The sequence below is a fragment of the Ectopseudomonas khazarica genome (assembly GCF_017915135.1).
In the GTDB taxonomy this organism is placed as follows: Bacteria; Pseudomonadota; Gammaproteobacteria; order Pseudomonadales; family Pseudomonadaceae; genus Aquipseudomonas; species Aquipseudomonas khazarica.
On sequence record NZ_CP068551.1, the window covers coordinates 1,070,175 to 1,089,343 of the forward strand.

Sequence of the window (19,169 nt, forward strand, 5' to 3'; positions counted from 1 at the left end):
AGTTTCATCGGGACTCAGGAGGTGCATATGTCATACAACAAAAACAAGTTGGCATTGGCGGTGGGGCTGGGGTTGTGGGGGACGCAGCTGCAGGCTTTTGAAATCGAGACCGGTCCCGATCTGATGACCTCGCTCGAGAGCGTCGTCGAATTCACATCGGTGTACCGCACCGGTTCGCCCGAGCACATCACGCGCGCTGGGCAGAACGTCTTCATCAACAACAACGACGGCAGCGAGTACTACGGCAAGGGGTTCGTCTCCAACGAATTCAAGCTGACCTCCGAGCTGCACGTGCGCACCGAGCAGGACGGCCTGTTCGTCCGCGGTACCGCCTGGTACGACACCCAGATCATGGACCACGCGCCCAGCGGTGATGGCTTCGCTACCCACAACACCGACAGCGACAAGCGCTACCCCTCGGACCTGAAAAACCGCGCCGGCCATCGCGCGCGCCTGCTCGATGCCTACCTCTATACCAACCGCTACTTGGGCGAGATGCCGGTCAGCGTGCGACTCGGTCGCCAGGTGATCAACTGGGGCGAGGGCATCTTCTATGCCGACGGTCTCAACGTGATCAACCCGGTGGACATCGGCCGCGTGGTGCTGCCCAACGCCAGCCTCAAGGACGCGCTGCTGCCGACCAACATGGTCTCCGCGCAGTTCGGCCTGACCGACGCGCTCAACGTCGAGACCTTCTACGGGCTGGAGTGGAAGGGTCACGAGATGATCCCCACCGGTGCCTTCCTCAATAACCAGGACTACTTCGGCAAGGGCAGCAACGGCGTACTGGTGGACCTGCGCAGCGAGCTGGGGGCGCTGGCCGAGCTGGCCCCGGGGCTCAATGGCGAGAACGGCATCGTCGCCGGCGCCCGCTATGGCCGTGAGCACGACGCCCGCGACGACGGCCAGTACGGCCTGGCCCTGCGCTACCTGGTGGAGCAGTGGAACAACACCGAGTTCAGCCTCTACTACCTCAACTACCACAGCAAGGTGCCGTTCCTGCGTGTGCAGAAGGGCCAGTCCATGGCCTGCAGCGCCGGCAGCGGCGGGCGCTTCGCCGACCTGTGCGGCCTGACCAAGCTGCTCGACCCGGCCTCGGTGCCGCTGGTGGACGGCCTGGCCATGCTCGACAGCACCTACTACGACTTCGTCTACCCCGAGGACATCCGCCTGTTCGGCCTCAGCGTGTCCGGCACCATCGGCGACACCAGCCTGGCAGGCGAGCTGACCTATCGGCCCAACGCGCCGCTGGAACCGTCGATGACCTACGAGCTGGAGCAACTGGCCGGGAGCGCCCTCGGCGCCGGCGGTGCCAGTGGCGGGAGCATCGACCTGGGCGAGTTCGGCGACGGTTCGGCCAATGACCCACGCCGCAGCATCGACCTGTACAAGCGCCACGAGCTGTACACCGGTTCGATCTCCGCGATCCACGCCTTCGGTCCCAGCGCCGGCCTGGACGACCTGGTAGTACTGGCCGAGGCGGCCTTCAACCATGTGCCGGGCGGCCTGCTCGACACGCTTAACTACGCGTACCTGGACAGCTTCGCCTGGGGCTACACGGTGAACCTCTCCGGTCTGGTCCAGGACGTGACGCCGAACTTCGACCTGATGCCGGCGATCACCTTCCGCCAGGACGTGTCCGGCACCTCGCCGGCGCTCAACGAGAACTTCATCCAGGGGCGCAAGTCCGCCACCGTCGAACTGGGTGCCAGGTACGGCCAGAAGCTGGCCGGCAAGCTGTCCTACACCTCGTTCTGGGGCGCACGCAAGGACAACGCGCTGATCGACCGCGATCACCTCGCGCTCAACGTCTCCTACTCCTTCTGATGGCAGGACCCGCAATGACCAGAATCCTTCTACGGACCTGTACGGTCCTGTTTTCCCTCGGCCTGCTGCTGCCCCTGGCGGCCCAGGCCAGGGTAAGTACCGAACAGGCGGCGCAACTGCAGGGCACGCTGACCCCCTTCGGCGCCGAGCGCCAGGGCGATGCGGCCAAGGGCATCCCGCAGTGGACCGGTGGCATGACGCAGCCGCCAGCCGGTTATGGCGGCCCGGGCAGCTTCCACGTCGATCCCTATGCCGAGGAAACGCCGCTGCGGGTGATCGACGCCAGCACCATGCAGGCCGACGCGGACAACCTCAGCGACGGCGTCAAGGCGCTGCTCAAGGCCTATCCGCAGACCTTCAAGCTGCCGGTCTACCCCAGCCACCGCAGCTTTTCCGCACCGGAGGACATCTACCGCAACACCGCCGTCAATGCGCAGCAGGCCGAACTGAGCGACTCCGGCTACGGCCTGGTGGGCGCCTATGGCGGCATTCCGTTCCCGATCCCGGCCGATGGCCGCGAGGCGATCTGGAACCACATCGCCCGCTGGCAGGCGCGCTACACCGACGAGGTGGCGGTGACCGCGCAGGTCACCACCAGCGGCAGCTACTCGCTGTTGCGCGAGCGCATCCAGCTGCTGTCCAGCTACTACGACCCGAAGAAGGACGCCGGGAGCCTGGGCAATCGTCTCTACTATTTCGCCAGCGAACTGCTGCCGCCGTCACGCGACGTGGGCCGCGCGCTGCTGGTGCACGAGCCCATCGACCAGGTCGCCGAACCGCGCTCGGCGTGGATCTACAACCCCGGCCAGCGCCGTGTGCGGCGTGCGCCGACCCTGGCCTACGACATGCCGATCGATGGCATCTACGCCGATGACACCGACATGTACAACGGTGCCACCGACCGCTACGACTGGAAGCTGGTCGGCAAGCGTTCGCTGCTGGTGCCGTACCACAACTACGCCATGGAGAAGCCGGGCATGGACGCCGCTGAGCTGGTCAAGCCGGGCCACCTCAACAGCGACCTGACCCGCTGGGAGATGCACCGCGTGTGGGTGGTCGAGGCGACCCTGCGTCCGGGTCAGCGCCACGTGCACGCCAAGCGCCGCTTCTACCTCGACGAAGACAGCTGGTATGCCCTGATGGTGGAGAACTACGACGCCCGTGGCGAGCTGTGGCACGTCAACCTGGCGTTCACCAAGAATGCCTACGAGGTGCCGGTCATCGCCCCGGTGAACATCGTCTACCACGACCTCATCGCCCGCAGCTATACGGTGATCGGTCTGCGCAACAACGAGAAGGCGCCGCGCCAGTACCATCTGTCGCCGCCGCCGGCGAGTTACTTCACCCCGGCCAGCCTGCGGCGCAAGGGTACGCAGTAGTTCCGGGTCAGGGCGTCTGGCTGTCGCTGCGGCTGGCCAGGCGCTCAAGGGCGGCCTTCAGGCTGGGGTCGCTGATGCCCTCGGCCGTCGCCTGGATACTCTGTGCGGCGCTATTGGACAGGCGAACGCTGCGAACGGTTCCACGATTCGGACCTGTCGAAGGTTGCACCTTGAACAGTATTTTCGTTAAGGTCGCGAATTCTTCGAGTGCCTGTAGTTGTCGTTGCAGCCTTCTTTGCTGATAACGCAGGCGTGTTGCCCAGTGGCCATCGGTCACGATCAATAGCAGACAGCCGTCACGCCAGGACGCTACATGACAGTGTTCCCGGGCCGCCGGTTGTAGCTGGCTTTCCACAAGACGCTGCAGGTTGGTCAGGCGTTGGGCCTGACCGAACAGCGCTTTCAGGGGCTTGGCTTCGCGTAGCAGCGTAGCGGGTGCCTGGGCCGGCAAGGGACGAAACGTCATGGCAGGAGGCCTTAGGTTGCAGAGCGGTCATGGTAGCAGAGCGTGCTGCCGATAGTGCTCCGCGAGAGGGGAAGCCATGCAAATCATCCTACTCAATAGCCGCCATGGTTCGGCGCGAACGATCAACCTGGATCTGCGCTGGCTGTTGCTGGCCGCTTTCCTGGCGTTGGCACTGAGCCTGGGCGCCGGCGCCGCGCTGGGTGCCAAGTGGTTGACCGCGGAACCGGTGGTCGACACGTCGCTGGTCGAGGCGCTGGATCAGCAGCGCAAGCAGGTTGGCGCGGTGCGCCAGGACGCGCAGCGTCAGCTGGACGCCTTCGCCGCGCATGTGGCGGAGCTGCAGGCACGACTGACGCGTCTCGATGCCCTGGGCGAGCGCCTCACCGAGCTGGCCGAACTGGATGCCGGCGAATTCGATTTCTCCCTCAGCGTTGGTCAGGGTGGCGCGGAAGATGCGCTCGGCGCCTCGGCCTATTCGCCGCCGCCGTTCATGAATGCGCTGGATGAGCTGGCGCTGCGCGTGGACAGCCGCGAGCAGCAACTGGAGGTGCTCGAGCAGTTGTTCGGCGAGCGCCGCCTGAACGAGGCCGAGACCCTTTCCGGTCGTCCCGTTCTGCAGGGCTACGTGTCGTCGCCGTTCGGCAGCCGCATCCATCCGCTGACCGGGCGGGTCAGCGTGCACAAGGGCATCGACTTCGCCTCCAAGCCGGGTAGCGACGTGATGTCGGTGGCCGCCGGCATCGTCACCTTCTCCGGCAAGAAGAACGGCTACGGCAATGTGGTGGAGATCAGCCACGCCGACGGTTACGTCACCCTCTACGCGCACAACCAGAGCAACACCGTGCAGATCGGTGACTTGGTGCAGCGCGGTCAGACCATCGCCAAGGTCGGTCGCAGTGGCCGTTCCACGGGCTATCACGTGCATTTCGAAGTCAGCAAGGACGGCCGTCAGGTCAACCCGGCGCTGTACATCGCGCGCACCAGTGGCGTCGAGTGATCGAGCCGCGCCTGCCCTCTCTTGAATTGTTCGCAATCGTCCCCATCTATGGGGCCAGGCCGTGTTCCCGGGCTGGCCCGGGGACCTGTGCCGTCTGTGCCGTCACGCGGTAGCGATCGGCTGACAACGTCACTTTCCTCCCCGGCTTTTCCGGGTAGAATGCTCCCTTCGCCCGCAGCCATGCTGGCTGCCAGGTCGCGATTTGCGCCGACCTCAATCCATTCGCCGGAAGCCCTGTCGATATGTTTGCGCCCCTGTTGAAAAAACTTTTCGGAAGCAAAAATGAGCGTGAAGTCAAACGCATGCTCAAGGCGGTGCAATCCGTCAACGTCCTTGAAGAACAGATGATCGCCCTTTCGGATGATCAACTGCGGAGCAAGACCGAAGAGTTCAGGGCCCGTCTGGCCAAGGGCGAAACCCTCGACCAACTGCTGCCCGAAGCCTTCGCCGTGGCCCGGGAGGCCGGCAAGCGGGTCATGGGCATGCGCCATTTCGACGTGCAGCTGATCGGCGGCATGACCCTGCACGAGGGCAAGATCGCCGAGATGCGTACCGGTGAGGGCAAGACCCTCGTCGGCACCCTGGCCGTCTATCTCAACGCACTGTCCGGCAAGGGCGTGCACGTGGTCACGGTCAACGAATACCTGGCTCGCCGCGACGCCAACTGGATGCGTCCGCTGTACGAATTCCTCGGCCTGAGCGTGGGCATCGTCACCCCGTTCCAGCCGCCGGAAGACAAGCGCGCCGCCTACGCCGCCGACATCACCTATGGCACCAACAACGAATTCGGTTTCGACTACCTGCGCGACAACATGGCGTTCAGCCTGGAAGACAAGTTCCAGCGCGAGCTGAATTTCGCCGTGATCGACGAAGTCGACTCCATCCTCATCGACGAAGCCCGTACCCCGCTGATCATCTCCGGCCAGGCCGAAGACAGCTCCAAGCTGTACATCGAGATCAACAAGCTGGTCCCGCGCCTCAAGCAGCACATCGAGGAAGAAGAGGGCGTGGTGACCCAGGAAGGTCACTACAAGGTCGACGAGAAGTCGCGCCAGGTCGAGCTGAACGAGGCGGGGCACCAGTACGTCGAGGAAATGCTCACCGCCGCCGGCCTGCTGGCCGAGGGTGAAAGCCTGTACTCCGCGCACAACCTGGGCCTGCTGACCCACGTCTACGCCAGCCTGCGCGCGCACACGCTGTTCCACCGCAACGTCGAATACATCGTGCAGAACGGCCAGGTGATCCTGATCGACGAGCACACCGGCCGTACCATGCCGGGGCGTCGCCTGTCCGAAGGCCTGCACCAGGCCATTGAGGCCAAGGAAGGGGTGAACATCCAGGCCGAGAGCCAGACGCTGGCTTCGACCACCTTCCAGAACTATTTCCGCCTGTACAACAAGCTGTCCGGCATGACCGGTACGGCCGATACCGAGGCGTTCGAGTTCCGCCAGATCTATGGCCTGGACGTGATGGTGATCCCGACCAACAAGCCGATCGCGCGCAAGGACTTCAACGACCTGGTCTACCTGACCCAGGAAGAGAAGTACCAGGCGATCATCGCCGACATCAAGGACTGCCAGGCCCAGGGCCGGCCGATCCTGGTCGGCACCGCGACCATCGAGACCTCCGAGTACGTCAGCCAGCTGCTGAACGAGGAAGGCATCGAGCACAAGGTGCTCAACGCCAAGTTCCACGACAAGGAAGCCGAGATCATCGCCCAGGCCGGCCGCCCAGGTGCGCTGACCATCGCCACCAACATGGCCGGTCGCGGTACCGACATCCTCCTCGGTGGCAACTGGGAAGTGGAAGTCGCGGCACTGGAGAACCCGACCGACGAGCAGGTCGCGCAGATCAAGGCCGAGTGGCAGAAGCGCCACCAGCAGGTGATCGAAGCCGGCGGCCTGCACGTGATCGCCTCCGAGCGCCACGAGTCGCGTCGTATCGATAACCAGCTGCGTGGCCGTGCCGGTCGCCAGGGTGACCCGGGCTCCAGCCGCTTCTACCTGTCGCTGGAAGACAACCTGATGCGCATCTTCGCCTCCGACCGGGTGAAGAACTTCATGAAGGCCCTCGGCATGCAGTCCGGCGAGGCCATCGAGCACCGCATGGTCACCAATGCCATCGAGAAGGCCCAGCGCAAGGTCGAAGGCCGCAACTTCGATATGCGCAAGCAGCTGCTCGAGTTCGACGACGTAGCCAACGAGCAGCGCAAGGTGATCTACCACATGCGCAACAGCCTGCTGGCTGCCGAGAACGTTGGCGACACCATCGCCGAGTTCCGCGAGGAAGTGCTGACCGCCGCCATCAACGGCCATATTCCGCCGCAGTCGATGCCGGAACAGTGGGATATCGCAGGTCTGGAGTCGACGCTGCAGAGCGATTTCGGCATCCAGCTGCCAATCCAGCAATGGCTGGACGAAGACGACAAGCTGTACGAGGAAACCCTGCGCGAGCGCATCCTCGCCGAGCTGATCACCGCCTACAACGAGAAGGAAACCCAGGCCAGCGCCGAAGCGCTGCGCACCTTCGAGAAGCAGATTCTGCTGCGTGTGCTCGATGACCTGTGGAAGGACCACCTGTCCACCATGGATCACCTGCGTCACGGCATCCACCTGCGTGGTTACGCGCAGAAGAACCCCAAGCAGGAATACAAGCGCGAGTCCTTCGCCCTGTTCCAGGAGCTGCTGGAGTCGATCAAGCGCGACACCATCCGTGTGCTCTGCCACGTCCAGGTGCGCCGCGAGGACCCGGCGGAAGAGGAAGCCCGCCTGCGTCGCGAGGCCGAGGCCATGGCCGAGCGCATGCAGTTCCAGCACGCCGATGCGTCGGCGCTGGCCGCTGACGAAGGCAACGCCGAAGAGGGCGATGTCGCGGTGGCCTCCGCTCCGGTGCGCAGCGAGCAGAAGGTCGGGCGCAACGAGCCGTGCCCCTGCGGTTCGGGCAAGAAGTACAAGCACTGCCACGGTCAGATTGGCTGATCCGACTGCTTGCAGTAGCGGGCGCTTCGGCTATGCTGCCAGCGCCCTGACAGCGCCGCGAACGGTTCGACCGTTCGCGGCGTTTTACCATCTCATTCGGTCGCCGAGGCGATCACCATCTATTTGAAGGAGCGCATCTCATGGCTGTTGGTCTTGGCCCGCTGTCTACCCTGCATCCGGTTCCCGGCTTCGAACTGGGCATTGCCTCTGCCGGCATCAAGCGACCGGGGCGCAAGGATGTGGTGGTGATGCGCTGTGCCGAAGGTTCGCGGATCGCCGGGGTCACCACCACCAATGCCTTCTGCGCGGCGCCGGTGCTGGTCACCCGCGAGCGCCTGGGCGGCGAGGTGCGTTACCTGCTGACCAACACCGGCAACGCCAACGCCGGCACCGGTGCCGATGGTCTGGCCCGTGCCCGTCGTGCCTGCGCGCGCCTGGCCGAACTGGCAGGCGTCACGGAGAACGCGGTGCTGCCGTTCTCCACCGGCGTGATCGGCGAGCCGCTGCCGGTGGAGAAGATCGAGTCCGCCCTGCAGGCTGCTCTCGACGATCTCAAGGCGGACAACTGGGAAGCCGCCGCCACCGGCATCATGACCACCGATACCCTGCCCAAGGGGGCCAGCCGCCAGTTCTCCCATGACGGCGTGACGGTGACCGTCACCGGCATCTCCAAGGGCGCCGGCATGATTCGTCCGAACATGGCCACCATGCTCGGCTACATCGCGACCGACGCACAGGTCGCCCAGGGTGTGCTGCAGGACCTGGTGCGCGATGCGGCGAACAAGTCGTTCAACCGCATCACCATCGACGGCGATACCTCCACCAACGACTGCTGCATGCTGATCGCCACCGGCCAGGCCGCGCTGGCGGAAATCACCGAGGCTTCCGGCGAGCTGTTCAGCAAGCTCAAGCAGGCGGTATTCGAGGTGTTCATGGAAGTGGCCCAGGCCATCGTGCGTGACGGCGAGGGGGCGACCAAGTTCGTCACCGTGCAGGTCAACGGTGGCGGCACGCACCAGGAATGCCTGGACGTGGCCTATGCCGTGGCGCATTCGCCGCTGATCAAGACCGCACTGTTCGCCTCCGACCCGAACTGGGGGCGCATCCTCGCGGCGGTGGGCTATGCCGGCGTGCCGCAACTGGACGTGAGCAAGATCGACGTGTTCCTGGGCGAGGTCTGCATCGCCAGCAAGGGCTGCCGTGCGACCACCTACACCGAAGAGCAGGGCGCGGCGGTGATGGCCCAGGAGGAGATCAGCATCCGTATCGAGCTCGGCCGTGGTGCCTGCAGCGAGACGATCTGGACCACCGACCTGTCTCACGAGTACGTGAAGATCAACGCCGAATATCGGACCTGACAGAGGCAGCGATGAGCGTCAGACCCTAGGCGGCAACCGCCTGGGTGTTTCGTCCCTCGCCCGTCGTTCTCCAGCTATTCCCGCGCCTCATGAGGCCATGACGCGCGGGAATTTGCTATTGGGCGAGCGGGCTCTTAACGTCGGCTGACTTCAACGATGGAATGCTCGGGAGACGCGATATGGCAATGCAACTGGTGATCGGCGACAAGAACTACTCCTCCTGGTCGCTGCGCGCCGCGCTGGCGGTGGATCTGTCGGGTGCGGTTTGCGACGAGGTGCTGGTGCGCCTGTACCAGCCGGACAGCCGTGCGCAACTGTTGCGCCATTCGCCCACCGGCAAGGTGCCGGTGCTGATCACCGAGCAGGGGCCGGTGTGGGACTCCCTGGCGATTGCCGAATACCTGGCCGAAAGCTACCCCGAGGCTCAGCTGTGGCCGGCGGAGCGCCAGGCCCGGGCGTTGGCGCGCAGCGTCTGCGCGGAGATGCACAGTGGCTTCATCGCCCTGCGCAGCCAGCTGCCGATGGACCTTGCACGCGACCAGGCGCTGACCGAGTTGGCGGACGACGCCCAGGCCGATATCGATCGCATCTGCGCGATCTGGGCGGGCTGTCGCGAGCGCTTCGCGGCCAAGGGCAACTACCTGTTCGGCCCGGCCAGCATCGCCGACGCCTTCTATGCGCCGGTCGCCGCGCGTTTGCGCAGTTACCATGTGGCCCTGCCGACAGCGGCGGCGGCCTATGTCGAAACCATCTATCGCTGGCCAGCGTTTCAGCGCTGGTACCAGGCAGCATTGCAGGAGGTAAAGCGGTGAAGCGTGTGCATGTCGCGGCAGCGGTGATTCGGGGCGTCGATGGGCGCATCCTGATCGCCAGGCGCCCCGAGGACAAGCATCAGGGTGGCCTGTGGGAGTTTCCCGGCGGCAAGGTGGAAGCGGGCGAGGCGGTGAGCGTGGCCCTGGCTCGCGAGCTGGAAGAGGAGTTGGCGATCCGCCCGACGGCCAGCCGTCCGCTGATCCAGATTCGCCATGACTACCCGGACAAGCAGGTTTTGCTGGATGTCTGGGAGGTCACGGCGTTCACCGGCGAGCCCCACGGTGCCGAGGGACAGCCGCTGGCCTGGGTCAGCGAGCGGCAGTTGCTGGAGTACGAGTTTCCCGCTGCCAACACGCCGATAGTCGCCGCTGCACGCTTGCCTGAGCGCTACCTGATCACCCCGGACGGGCTGCAGTCCGCCGAGCTGCTCGCCGGTGTACGCAAGGCCCTGGACGCCGGTGTACGGCTGATCCAGCTGCGCGCGCCGAACATGTTCGACCCGCAGTACCGCGACCTGGCGGTGGACGTGCAGGGGCTGTGCGCAGGCAAGGCGCAACTGATGCTCAAGGGGCCGCTGGAGTGGCTGGGAGACTTCCCCGCTGCCGGCTGGCACCTGACGGCCGAACAGCTGCGCAAGTATGCGGCAGGTGGGCGGCCTTTCCCGGAACAGCGCTGGCTGGCTGCATCCTGCCACGCCGCCGAGGAACTGGCGTTGGCCGCGCAGATGGGGGTGGATTTCGTCACCCTGTCGCCGGTACAGGCCACCGCCACCCACCCCGAGGCACAACCCCTGGGCTGGGACGCCGCCAGCGAGCTGCTCGCGGGCTGCAACCTGCCGGCCTATCTGCTGGGGGGCGTTGGCCCGAGCGATATCGAGCGCGCCTGGCAGGTCGGCGCGCAGGGTGTCGCCGGTATCCGCGCGTTCTGGCCAGACGCCGCCCTGTAGTCGCGGTTCAGGGCTTTTCGGCAGCCTGCCAGAGGACCTCGGCGATGCCCTGGCGCCTGGCGATCAGGCGCGCAGCGACGAACAGCAGGTCGGACAGCCGGTTGACGTAGGCCAGGCCGACGGCGCGCAGCGGCTCCACGGCGTTGAGGTGCTGGCAGCGGCGTTCGCTGCTGCGGGCGAAGCTGCGGCAGACGTGGGCCTGGGCGATCAGGCGCGAGCCGCCGGGTAGGATGAAGTTCTGCAGTGGGCCGACTTCCTCGTTCCAGCGGTCGATCACCACTTCCAGGCGCTCCACTTCCTCCTGCTGCAGGGCCTGGTAGTCGGGCATCGCCAGTTCACCGCCAAGGTCGAACAGGCGATGCTGGCACGGGCGCAGCGCATCGCTGACCTCCCGCAGGCCGGGCCAGGTGGCGCTCGCCTCGTCCAGTTCGGTCAGCAGCAGGCCAAGCTGGCTGTTGCAGCTGTCCAGCTCGCCGATGGCCTCGATGCGCGGATGGTCCTTGCCGACCCGACGGCCATCGGCCAGGCCGGTTTCTCCCTGGTCGCCGGTGCGGGTGTAGATCTTGGAGAGGCGGAAACCCATGGTTCAGTGTCCTGTACTGTCGAGCAGGGTGGCCAGCGGCAGGCGCAGGGTGAAGCAGGTACCCTGGCCCAGCGTGGAATGCACCTCCATCTGCCCCTTGTGGTTGTTGGTGATGATGAAATAGGACACGGCCAGCCCGAGGCCCGTGCCCTGGCCGACTTCCTTGGTGGTGAAGAAGGGCTCGAAGATGCGCTTGCGCACCACCTCGCTCATGCCCGTACCGTTGTCCTCCACCTGCACTTCCGCCCATTGCCCGGTCTGCCGGGTGCGCAGGATGATGCGCCCCGGCTCGCTGTCGTCGTCGCGCTGGTGAATGGCCTGCGCGGCGTTCTTCAGCAGATTGAGCAGCACCTGCTCCAGTTCGTTGGCGGTGCCCGCTATCGGGCCCAGGCCGGCTTCGAAGTGGCGTTCGATCTGCAGGGTCTTGAAGTCGAAGCCGTCGGCCAGGTCGAAGTCGTTGCCGGCGATCTCCAGCGCCTGGTCGATCAGCGCCGGCAGCTCGCAGGGCGACAGCTGACGATCACTGCGCCGGCTGAAACTGAGCATGTGGCTGACGATCTTGGCGGCGCGCTGCCCGGCGTGCTGGATGCCGTCGAGCAGGCGGGGGATTTCCCGCGCATCCATGTAGTGCTGGATGGCCTCCAGGCTGACGCCGGCCTGCTCGGCCCGCTCGATGTTCTTCTCCAGGTCGGCGGACAGGCGCCGGCGGATGTTCTGCACGTTGTGCAGGATGGCGCCGAGCGGGTTGTTGATCTCGTGTGCCATGCCCGCTGCCAGGCCGCCGACGGAGAGCATCTTCTCCGACTGCACCATCATTTCCTCCAGCGCCAGGCGCTGGGTGATGTCGTCGATGCGGATCACCACGCCACGGCCGGCGCTGCCCATCAGCGGATAGAAGGTCAGGGCGTAGTGGCGTGGTTCCTCGTCCTTGTGCCAGGTGACGCGCTCGATCTTTTCCACCTTGTGCTGTTCGGCGGTTCGCTTGAGCTGCGCGAGAAACGGCTTGAGCGGCGGGAAGGCGAGGAATACCGGCTGGTTCAGCGCCTCATCCAGGCGCGTGCCGGACAGCGCGCTGGCCTCCTGATTCCACTGGGTGACGTAGAGCATGTCGTCCAGGGCGATCAGCGCCGAGGGCATGGAGTCGATGATGCTGTTGAGGTAGTTCTGGAAGCCGGTTAGCTTCTTCTCTATCTTGCCGCGCACCTGGACTTCCAGCTCCAGCTTGCGGTTGGAGTGACGGGTTTCCTCGGCCAGGCTCTGCGCCTGGTCGAAGGCTTGCTGGGCATCGTCGCGGGCACGCCTGAGCTGCTGCTCGCGTGCCTCCATGCGCATCAGCATGGTGTTGAAGGCTTCGGCCAGGCTGCCGATCTCGTCGCGGTTGCCGCGGGTGGCGCGCAGGGCGTAGTTCTCTTCGCGGGTCACCTGGCGTGACAGTTCCTCGAGGCGACGGATCGGTTTGGTCACCAGGCGCCTGATCTGCTTGGCCACCAGCAGCCAGAGCAGCACGCTGAAGGCCAGGATCACCAGGCTTGCGGTCAGGGTGCCGGTGTAGAACGCCCCGGGCAGCTCGCTGGAGGCGACCAGGAGCAGTGCGCCAGGGCGCCCGCTGGGGTGTGGCAGGTCCACCAGCAGGTTGGTGCGGAAGGCGGTGTTGCGCCAGTTCTGCAGTTCGCTCAGCTGCTCCGGCAACTGCAGTTTTTCCCCGCGTTGCAGCTGCGCCAGGCTGGTGCCGTTGCTGTCGTAGATCACGGCGGCGCGCAGCGGCGCGTATTCATCCAGGCGCTTGAGCAGCGCCTGGGCGGAGGCGGGCGAGTGCAAGGCCTCCTTGCTCAGCGCCGGGCTGGCTATGAGCCGGGCGAGCGTGTGCAGGGCCTGAGGCGCCATGCTCTCCTGGGTGATCCAGTAGGCGGCGCTGATGAAGGCCAGGTTGGCGACCAGCAGGACCGCCGCGAGCAACACCAGCAGCGCCGCGAGCAGTTTGCGGCCGACCGGCAGGTTGTCGAGGCGTTGGCGCAGTCTCATGGGCGTGTCGTGGTCGCGGATGGAAGCGGCAGGTTAACGCGGCTGCCGGGGCATTGCCACGTCAGGCCGGGGTGAGTGGCGGGTTGCACTCACCTGGCACTCAGTCCAGCGGCAGCCCGCGCTCGCGCAGGTGCCGCAGCAGGCGCTGCTGCAGGTGGCTCAGGTGCGGCAGGTGCAGGGCGTGCCGCTGTGCGGCTGCGCAGGCATGGCCCAGCAGGTAGGTGATCTCGGTGCGGCGGCCCTGGGCCACGTCCTGATGCATGGAGGAGTAGTTCGCCGCCGTGGCGCTGATCACCCGTTGCACCTCGGTGTGCAGGTCCTGCGCCGCCGCCGGTTGACCGCAGCACTGCAGCAGCTCGGTCAGTTCCGCGCAGAGCGCAGCCACTTCGGCGGGGTGCTCGCTCAGCCCCCCGTTGGGGCAGTCATGCAGCACGCTCAGCGGGTTGATCGCACAGTTGAGCGCCAGCTTGCGCCACAACCGGGTGAGGATGTCCGGGCTCCATTGGTGGGCGATGCCGGCACGCTGCAGCTCGTCCAGCCAGGTGGGCGGCAGAGGGGCGCGCGGATCGCCCAGCCAGTTGTGGCCATTGCCGGCGAACACGACCTGGAAGTCGGCGGGGCGGAACGCGCCCTCGGTGCTGGACACGAACAGGCAGCGCTGCCGGGGCAGGCGCTGCGCCACGGCATCCTGGCTGCCCAGGCCGTTCTGCAGCAACAGCAGCTCGGCGTCCGCTGCCAGGCGCGAGGCGATGCTCGCCACTGCGGGTTCGGCGTCGTAGGCCTTGCAGGCCAGGAGCAGGCGATGAATCGGCGTGTCGGCCTCTGCCAGCTCGGCGGGAATCGCGTACTGGCTGCGCTGGCCCGCCTCGATCAGGGTCAGGCCGCCTGCAGCGCGATAGGCCGCCAGGCGTTGCGGGCTGCGCAGGATGAGGCGGACCGGCAGGCCGGCGCGGGCCAGGCGCGTGGCCCAGAGACTGCCCAGGCTGCCTGCGCCGAGGATGTGCCAGGTCACGGCAGCGGCAGGCGCACGGCGGCGACCCGACCGCTGGCGTAGGAATCGGCCAGGAGTGTTTCCGCGTGCTGGAGCAGCTGCTCGGGGGTGGTGGGCAGGGCCTTGGCGTCCAGGCCGACCAGGCTGATGCCGGCTTTCAGGGTGATGAAGCCTTCGCTGGTCTTGAAGGCCTTGAGGTTCAGGCCTTCGTGCAGCCGCTTGAAGCTGCTGGGCGAGCATTCGTGGAGGTCTTCGAGCAGGGTGATCAGGCCGAAGTGGTTGTCGTCCAGGCGGGTCAGCACGTCCAGCGGCCTGACCAGCTGCTGCAGGCGTCGCGCCACGCCGTGCAGCAGTTCGTTGAAGAAGCGGTCGCCGTAGCGGCTGCGCAGCTGGCTGGCCTCCTGCAGGCCGATCAGCAGGTAGCACACCGCACCGCCGCGCGACTCGACCTGGCGCAGGCTGTCGGTGAGCTTCTGGCGCAGGTAGCGAGGGTTGCCCAGGCCGGTGAGGGGGTCGATCAGGTTGCGTCGTTCCAGGCTGGCGATGTTCTGCGTCAGCATGCGGTTCTCATGCAGCAGGCGCTGCAGGGTGTTGCACAGGCGGTCCGCAGCGTAGACGCGGGGCACCAGTTGCTCGTTCATCGCGGCCTTGCTGATGAAGTCGTCGACACCCCGGTCGAAGGCCTCGCCCAGGACGTTTTCGCCTTCCTTGCCGGTGAGCAGGATGATGTAGGTGTAGTGATCGGCGGTCTCGTCCAGCTGGCGCACCCGCGCGGTGAGTTCCAGGCCATCGATCTCGGGCATCAGCCAGTCGGCCAGGAGCACGCTGGCCGGGCGTTGTTCGAGCAACTGCAGGGCCTCGGTGGCGCTGCTGGCGAAGCGCACGTCCTGGTAGCCGGCCTGGCTGAGCGCGCGGCCGATCATGGCACTGGAAAACTTGGCATCATCCACCACCAGGATGCTGAGATGGGGGTTTGGCATTGGGGCTGGCTCGTAGGCAGATAGGAAGGACGCCAAGCGGCGTGTATCAGTCTGGTTATAATGGGCGCGTCTTAGTTATCGTCAAGTCAGGCGCGTTCACTCCGTGAAGAGTATCGCGCCGTCCATCAGGAGCCTACTCATGCCTTCGTTCGACGTCGTGTCTGAACTGGACAAACACGAACTGACCAACGCGGTCGACAACGCCACCAAGGAACTCGAACGCCGTTTCGACCTGCGTGGCAAATGCAGCATCGAAAGCAAGGACAAGACCCTCACCATCACGGCCGAGGCCGAGTTCATGCTGGAGCAGGTGCTCGACATCGTGCGCAACAGCCTGATCAAGCGCAAGATCGACTGCCAGTGCATGGAAACCAAGGACCCCTACGCCTCCGGCAAGGTGATGAAGCAGGAAGTGACCTTCCGCGAGGGCATCGACAAGGAGCTGGCGAAGAAGATCGTCGCCCATATCAAGGATGCCAAGCTCAAGGTGCAGGCCGCCATCCAGGGCGAGCAGGTGCGGGTCACCGGCAAGAAGCGCGACGACCTGCAGGAAGCCATCGCCTTGCTGCGTGGTCACGAGTTCGGCATGCCGCTGCAGTACAACAACTTCCGCGATTGAACCTTTTGCGGCCCTCGGGCGTCGCACCCTAGGTTGATAGCACTTTGACCGCCATGGCATGCCATGGCGGTTTCGTTTCATGCACAGGAAACAGGAGCCCTCCATGGAGATGAACGTCGACGAACTGGTCAAGCTGTCAGAGGCCTGGCTGCCAGTCGTGCTGGAGTACAGCGGCAAGCTGACTCTGGCGGTAATTACCCTGCTGATCGGCTGGTGGCTGATCAGCAAGCTCACTGCCAGCATCGGGCGGATTCTCGAGGCGCGTAACGTGGACCGTGCCCTGGGCAGCTTCATCGGCAGCCTGGTGCGTATCGTCCTGCGCATTCTGCTGCTGATCAGCGTGGCTTCGATGGTCGGCGTGGAGACCACCTCGTTCATCGCCATGATCGGTGCCGCCGGCCTGGCCATCGGTCTGGCGCTGCAGGGCAGCCTGGCGAACTTCGCCGGCGGCGTGCTGATCATGCTGTTCCGGCCCTTCCGTGCCGGCGACTGGATCGAGGCGCAGGGCGTTTCCGGGAGCGTCGACAACATCCAGATCTTCCACACCACGCTGAAGACCGCCGACAACAAGGTGGTGATCGTGCCCAATGGCAACCTGTCCAACGGCCACATCACCAACTATTCGCGTGAACCGCGGCGGCGTGCCGACATCAACGTCGGTATCGACTACTCCAGCGATATCAAGCGCGCCCGTGAGGTGCTGCTGGAGATCGCCAAGGACCCGCGCGTACACCTCGATCCTGAGCCCGTCGTATTCGTCACCGGGCTGGGCGACAGCGCGGTGAACCTGTCGCTGCGCGTCTGGGTGGCGACCGGCGATTTCTGGCCGGTGACCTTCTCCTTCACCGAGCTGGCCAAGGAGCGCCTGACCGAGGCCGGGATCGGCATTCCCTTCCCGCAGCGCGTGGTGCACCTGGCCAAGGCCGAGTGAGGCAGCCGCCGCAACGAAGAAGCCCCGGCAGGTCCGGGGCTTCTTTTTGCCTGGCTGTCAGGCCTGTTCCGCGTTCGCCGGCGTCGCGGCGACCTGCGGCTGGCGCTTGTCGCGTCGCCACTGGATCAGGATCAGGATCAGCGTCGGTATGCCCATCAGCGCGGTGGCGAAGAAGAACTGCGCATACCCCAGGTGCTCGACCATCACCCCGGAGTAGCCGCCGATCAGGCGCGGCAGCAGCAGCATGATGGAGCTGAGCAGCGCGTACTGGGTCGCGGAGAACTTCAGGTTGGTCAGGCTCGACAGGTAGGCGACGAAGGCCGAGGTGGCCAGGCCGGCGCTGAAGTTGTCGCAGCTGATGGTGACGATCAGCATGTTCAGGTGCGGGCCCATGCCGACCAGCATCATGAACAGCAGGTTGGTGGCTGCCGAGGCCGCCGCGCCCATCAGCAGGATCGGCATGATGCCGAAGCGTACGATCAGCAGTCCGCCGGCGCCCGCGCCGAGCAGGGTCATCACCAGGCCGAAGACCTTGCTGACGCTGGCGATCTGTTCCTTGCTGAAGCCCTGGTCGATGTAGAAGACGTTGGCCATCACCCCCATCACCGTGTCGGACAGGCGATAGGTGGCGATCAGGCTGAGCAGCAGCAGGGCCTGCCAGCGATAGCGCAGGATGAAGTCGTTGACCGGCGTCAGCACCGGGGCCATGCCGCCCCAGAACAGGCTGGAGATGGAGAGGCCGGTGAGCAGGGTGTAGAGCAGGGCGCGCAGGAAGGCGCGATCGTAGTACAGCAGCTCCTGCAGGCTCATCTGTCCCTGGAGCAGCAGAATCAGGTCGCTTTCGTAGTACTGCGTGAGCATCGCCGGCACGGAGATCAGCAGGATGATCAGCAGCAGTACGGACAGCAACTGATGGAAGAAGCCGTACTTCGCCGCAGCGGTCTTCAGCACCGGCGCCAGGCCGCCCCAGAACAGCCCCGACGCACAGACGCAGGCCAGCGTGCTGTAGAGCATGGCACGGAGGAAGGCGCGGTCGTTGTAGAGCAGCTCCTGCGCACTGACCTCACCCAGCAGCATGGCCACCAGGTCGCTCTGGTAGAACTGGATGAACATCGTCGGTACGGCAATCACCAGCACGATGACCGCCGCGATCGCCAGCAACTGGTGGAAGAAACCATGCTTGGGCGGAGCCGCGTGGATGTGTGGCGGTGCTGGTGGCTCGCGCATCCAGATGGAGGTCAGCAGGCCGGGGAGCATCAGCAGGCCGAAGACCAGGTAGGTGCCGGTCCAGGCGCCGAAGCGGTAGTTCTCCGCCGTCGAGCCGAAGCCCTCGGCGAAGTACAGCGCGCCCGCCGTCGCCAGCAGTGCGGCGACGCGATAGCCGGTCATGTAGGCGGCCGCCAGGGCTGCCTGGTGTTCGTCACCGAGGATCTCCAGGCGATAGGCATCGACGGCGATGTCCTGGGTGGCCGAGGCGAAGGCGACCAGCACGGCCAGGGCGATCAGCGACGACAGGTGCGTCTGCGGGTCGAAGTTGGCCATGCCGACCAGGCCAATGGCGACCAGGCCCTGCGCCAGCACCAGCCAGGAACGGCGTCGTCCCAGCTTGCCCAGCAACGGCAGGCGCCACTGGTCGAGCATCGGCGCCCAGACCCACTTGAAGGCATAGGCCAGGCCGATCAGGCTGGCGAAACCGATGGTTTCACGCGCCACACCGGCCTCGCGCAGCCACACCGACAGGGTCGAGAACACCAGCATGTAGGGCAGGCCGGCAGCGAAGCCGAGAAGCAGCAGGGCCAGGGTGGCGGGGTTGGCGTAGGTCGCGAGGGCTTCTCGCCAGGATTTGCGTGGCATCAGGCTCGAGTCTGGGTCGGGGGGGAGGTTGGTAGGGCGCACTCTAACTGCTGCGCTCCATCGGGCGCCAGCCGTGGCGGCGCATATCCACACGTTCGTTCAGGATGCTGATGCCTTCCGCACGCAGGCGCGCGCGCTGCTCGGCGCCCGACGGGCTGCCGGCGGCCAGGCTCAGACGTCCGCCCGCGGCGATCACGCGGTGCCAGGGCAGGCGCGTACCTTCGGGCAGCTGGCTCAGCGTGCGACCGACCCAGCGCGCTGCGCGGCCCAGGCCGGCCAGCTGAGCCAGCTCGCCGTAGCTGACGACCTTGCCCTGCGGAATCTGCGCCAGCACCAGATACAGTGCCTCGCGACGCGCCTCCGCGCTTGCCGGTGGTGATCCCGGCCATGCAGACTCTGGCGGTTTCGTTTTACCCATGAGACTC

At 65.7% G+C, this 19,169-nt stretch carries 15 protein-coding genes and 1 pseudogene; 9 read left to right on the forward strand and 7 right to left on the reverse strand.

Going from position 1 to position 19,169, the window contains the following annotated elements:
* Window positions 1-27 precede the first annotated feature (27 nt).
* Together JLK41_RS04885 and JLK41_RS04890 are read left to right on the forward strand one after the other, a co-directional pair.
* Entirely contained in the window at window positions 28-1,827 is a 1,800-nt protein-coding gene (locus JLK41_RS04885) for a DUF1302 domain-containing protein (protein WP_210390475.1), read from the forward strand.
* Between the two features lie 14 nt (window positions 1,828-1,841).
* Window positions 1,842-3,206, forward strand: a complete 1,365-nt coding sequence (locus JLK41_RS04890; protein ID WP_210390476.1) for a DUF1329 domain-containing protein — start codon at window positions 1,842-1,844, stop codon at window positions 3,204-3,206.
* Window positions 3,207-3,213: 7 nt separating this feature from the next.
* Here the strand turns inward: JLK41_RS04890 and JLK41_RS04895 are convergent, their stop codons facing one another.
* Window positions 3,214-3,672, reverse strand: a complete 459-nt coding sequence (locus tag JLK41_RS04895; protein ID WP_037046666.1) for a DUF721 domain-containing protein — start codon at window positions 3,670-3,672, stop codon at window positions 3,214-3,216.
* 76 nt (window positions 3,673-3,748) lie between these two features.
* On the opposite strand from JLK41_RS04895, the gene JLK41_RS04900 reads away from it, so the two are divergent.
* The 5 genes from JLK41_RS04900 to JLK41_RS04920 all read left to right on the forward strand — a co-directional run bounded on the left by JLK41_RS04900 (window position 3,749) and on the right by JLK41_RS04920 (window position 10,764).
* The gene (locus JLK41_RS04900) at window positions 3,749-4,669 is read left to right on the forward strand and encodes a M23 family metallopeptidase (protein ID WP_210390477.1); all 921 of its coding nucleotides are present in this window, start codon (window positions 3,749-3,751) and stop codon (window positions 4,667-4,669) included.
* Window positions 4,670-4,911: 242 nt separating this feature from the next.
* Complete coding sequence (secA, locus tag JLK41_RS04905) at window positions 4,912-7,647, forward strand: preprotein translocase subunit SecA (protein WP_210390478.1); 2,736 nt, start codon at window positions 4,912-4,914, stop codon at window positions 7,645-7,647.
* Between the two features lie 140 nt (window positions 7,648-7,787).
* Entirely contained in the window at window positions 7,788-9,005 is a 1,218-nt protein-coding gene (gene argJ, locus JLK41_RS04910; RefSeq protein ID WP_037046674.1) for a bifunctional glutamate N-acetyltransferase/amino-acid acetyltransferase ArgJ, read from the forward strand.
* Window positions 9,006-9,184: 179 nt separating this feature from the next.
* Window positions 9,185-9,817: a glutathione S-transferase family protein gene (locus tag JLK41_RS04915; protein ID WP_134678138.1), complete on the forward strand. Its 633-nt coding sequence runs from the start codon at window positions 9,185-9,187 to the stop codon at window positions 9,815-9,817.
* The gene (locus tag JLK41_RS04920) at window positions 9,814-10,764 is read left to right on the forward strand and encodes a Nudix family hydrolase (protein ID WP_037046680.1); all 951 of its coding nucleotides are present in this window, start codon (window positions 9,814-9,816) and stop codon (window positions 10,762-10,764) included. Before JLK41_RS04915 ends, JLK41_RS04920 begins: the two co-directional genes overlap by 4 nt.
* Before the next feature lie 7 nt (window positions 10,765-10,771).
* On the opposite strand, the gene JLK41_RS04925 is transcribed toward JLK41_RS04920, so the two are convergent.
* From JLK41_RS04925 to JLK41_RS04940, 4 genes and pseudogenes are all read right to left on the reverse strand, one after another.
* Window positions 10,772-11,347 carry a cob(I)yrinic acid a,c-diamide adenosyltransferase gene (locus JLK41_RS04925; protein WP_210390479.1) on the reverse strand — a complete coding sequence of 192 codons (576 nt, stop codon included), beginning with the start codon at window positions 11,345-11,347 and terminating at the stop codon, window positions 10,772-10,774.
* A gap of 3 nt (window positions 11,348-11,350) precedes the next feature.
* Complete coding sequence (locus tag JLK41_RS04930) at window positions 11,351-13,369, reverse strand: HAMP domain-containing sensor histidine kinase (RefSeq protein WP_210390480.1); 2,019 nt, start codon at window positions 13,367-13,369, stop codon at window positions 11,351-11,353.
* 100 nt (window positions 13,370-13,469) lie between these two features.
* Complete coding sequence (locus tag JLK41_RS04935; RefSeq protein ID WP_210390481.1) at window positions 13,470-14,381, reverse strand: putative 2-dehydropantoate 2-reductase; 912 nt, start codon at window positions 14,379-14,381, stop codon at window positions 13,470-13,472.
* A pseudogene (locus tag JLK41_RS04940) lies at window positions 14,378-15,343 on the reverse strand (GGDEF domain-containing response regulator); the annotation flags it as partial. The pseudogene JLK41_RS04940 and the gene JLK41_RS04935, both read right to left, overlap by 4 nt.
* Window positions 15,344-15,479: 136 nt before the next feature.
* Between JLK41_RS04940 and JLK41_RS04945 the strand changes: the two are divergent.
* Window positions 15,480-15,959 (forward strand): YajQ family cyclic di-GMP-binding protein, encoded by a 480-nt coding sequence (locus JLK41_RS04945; RefSeq protein ID WP_037046692.1) that lies wholly within the window; start codon window positions 15,480-15,482, stop codon window positions 15,957-15,959.
* A gap of 103 nt (window positions 15,960-16,062) precedes the next feature.
* Window positions 16,063-16,890 carry a mechanosensitive ion channel family protein gene (locus JLK41_RS04950; RefSeq protein ID WP_037046694.1) on the forward strand — a complete coding sequence of 276 codons (828 nt, stop codon included), beginning with the start codon at window positions 16,063-16,065 and terminating at the stop codon, window positions 16,888-16,890.
* 57 nt (window positions 16,891-16,947) lie between these two features.
* On the opposite strand, the gene JLK41_RS04955 is transcribed toward JLK41_RS04950, so the two are convergent.
* Both JLK41_RS04955 and JLK41_RS04960 read right to left on the reverse strand, forming a co-directional pair.
* Window positions 16,948-18,744, reverse strand: coding sequence for an AmpG family muropeptide MFS transporter (locus JLK41_RS04955; protein WP_210390482.1), 1,797 nt, complete (start codon window positions 18,742-18,744; stop codon window positions 16,948-16,950).
* A gap of 43 nt (window positions 18,745-18,787) precedes the next feature.
* Window positions 18,788-19,162: an MGMT family protein gene (locus JLK41_RS04960; RefSeq protein WP_047590291.1), complete on the reverse strand. Its 375-nt coding sequence runs from the start codon at window positions 19,160-19,162 to the stop codon at window positions 18,788-18,790.
* Window positions 19,163-19,169: the final 7 nt, after the last annotated feature.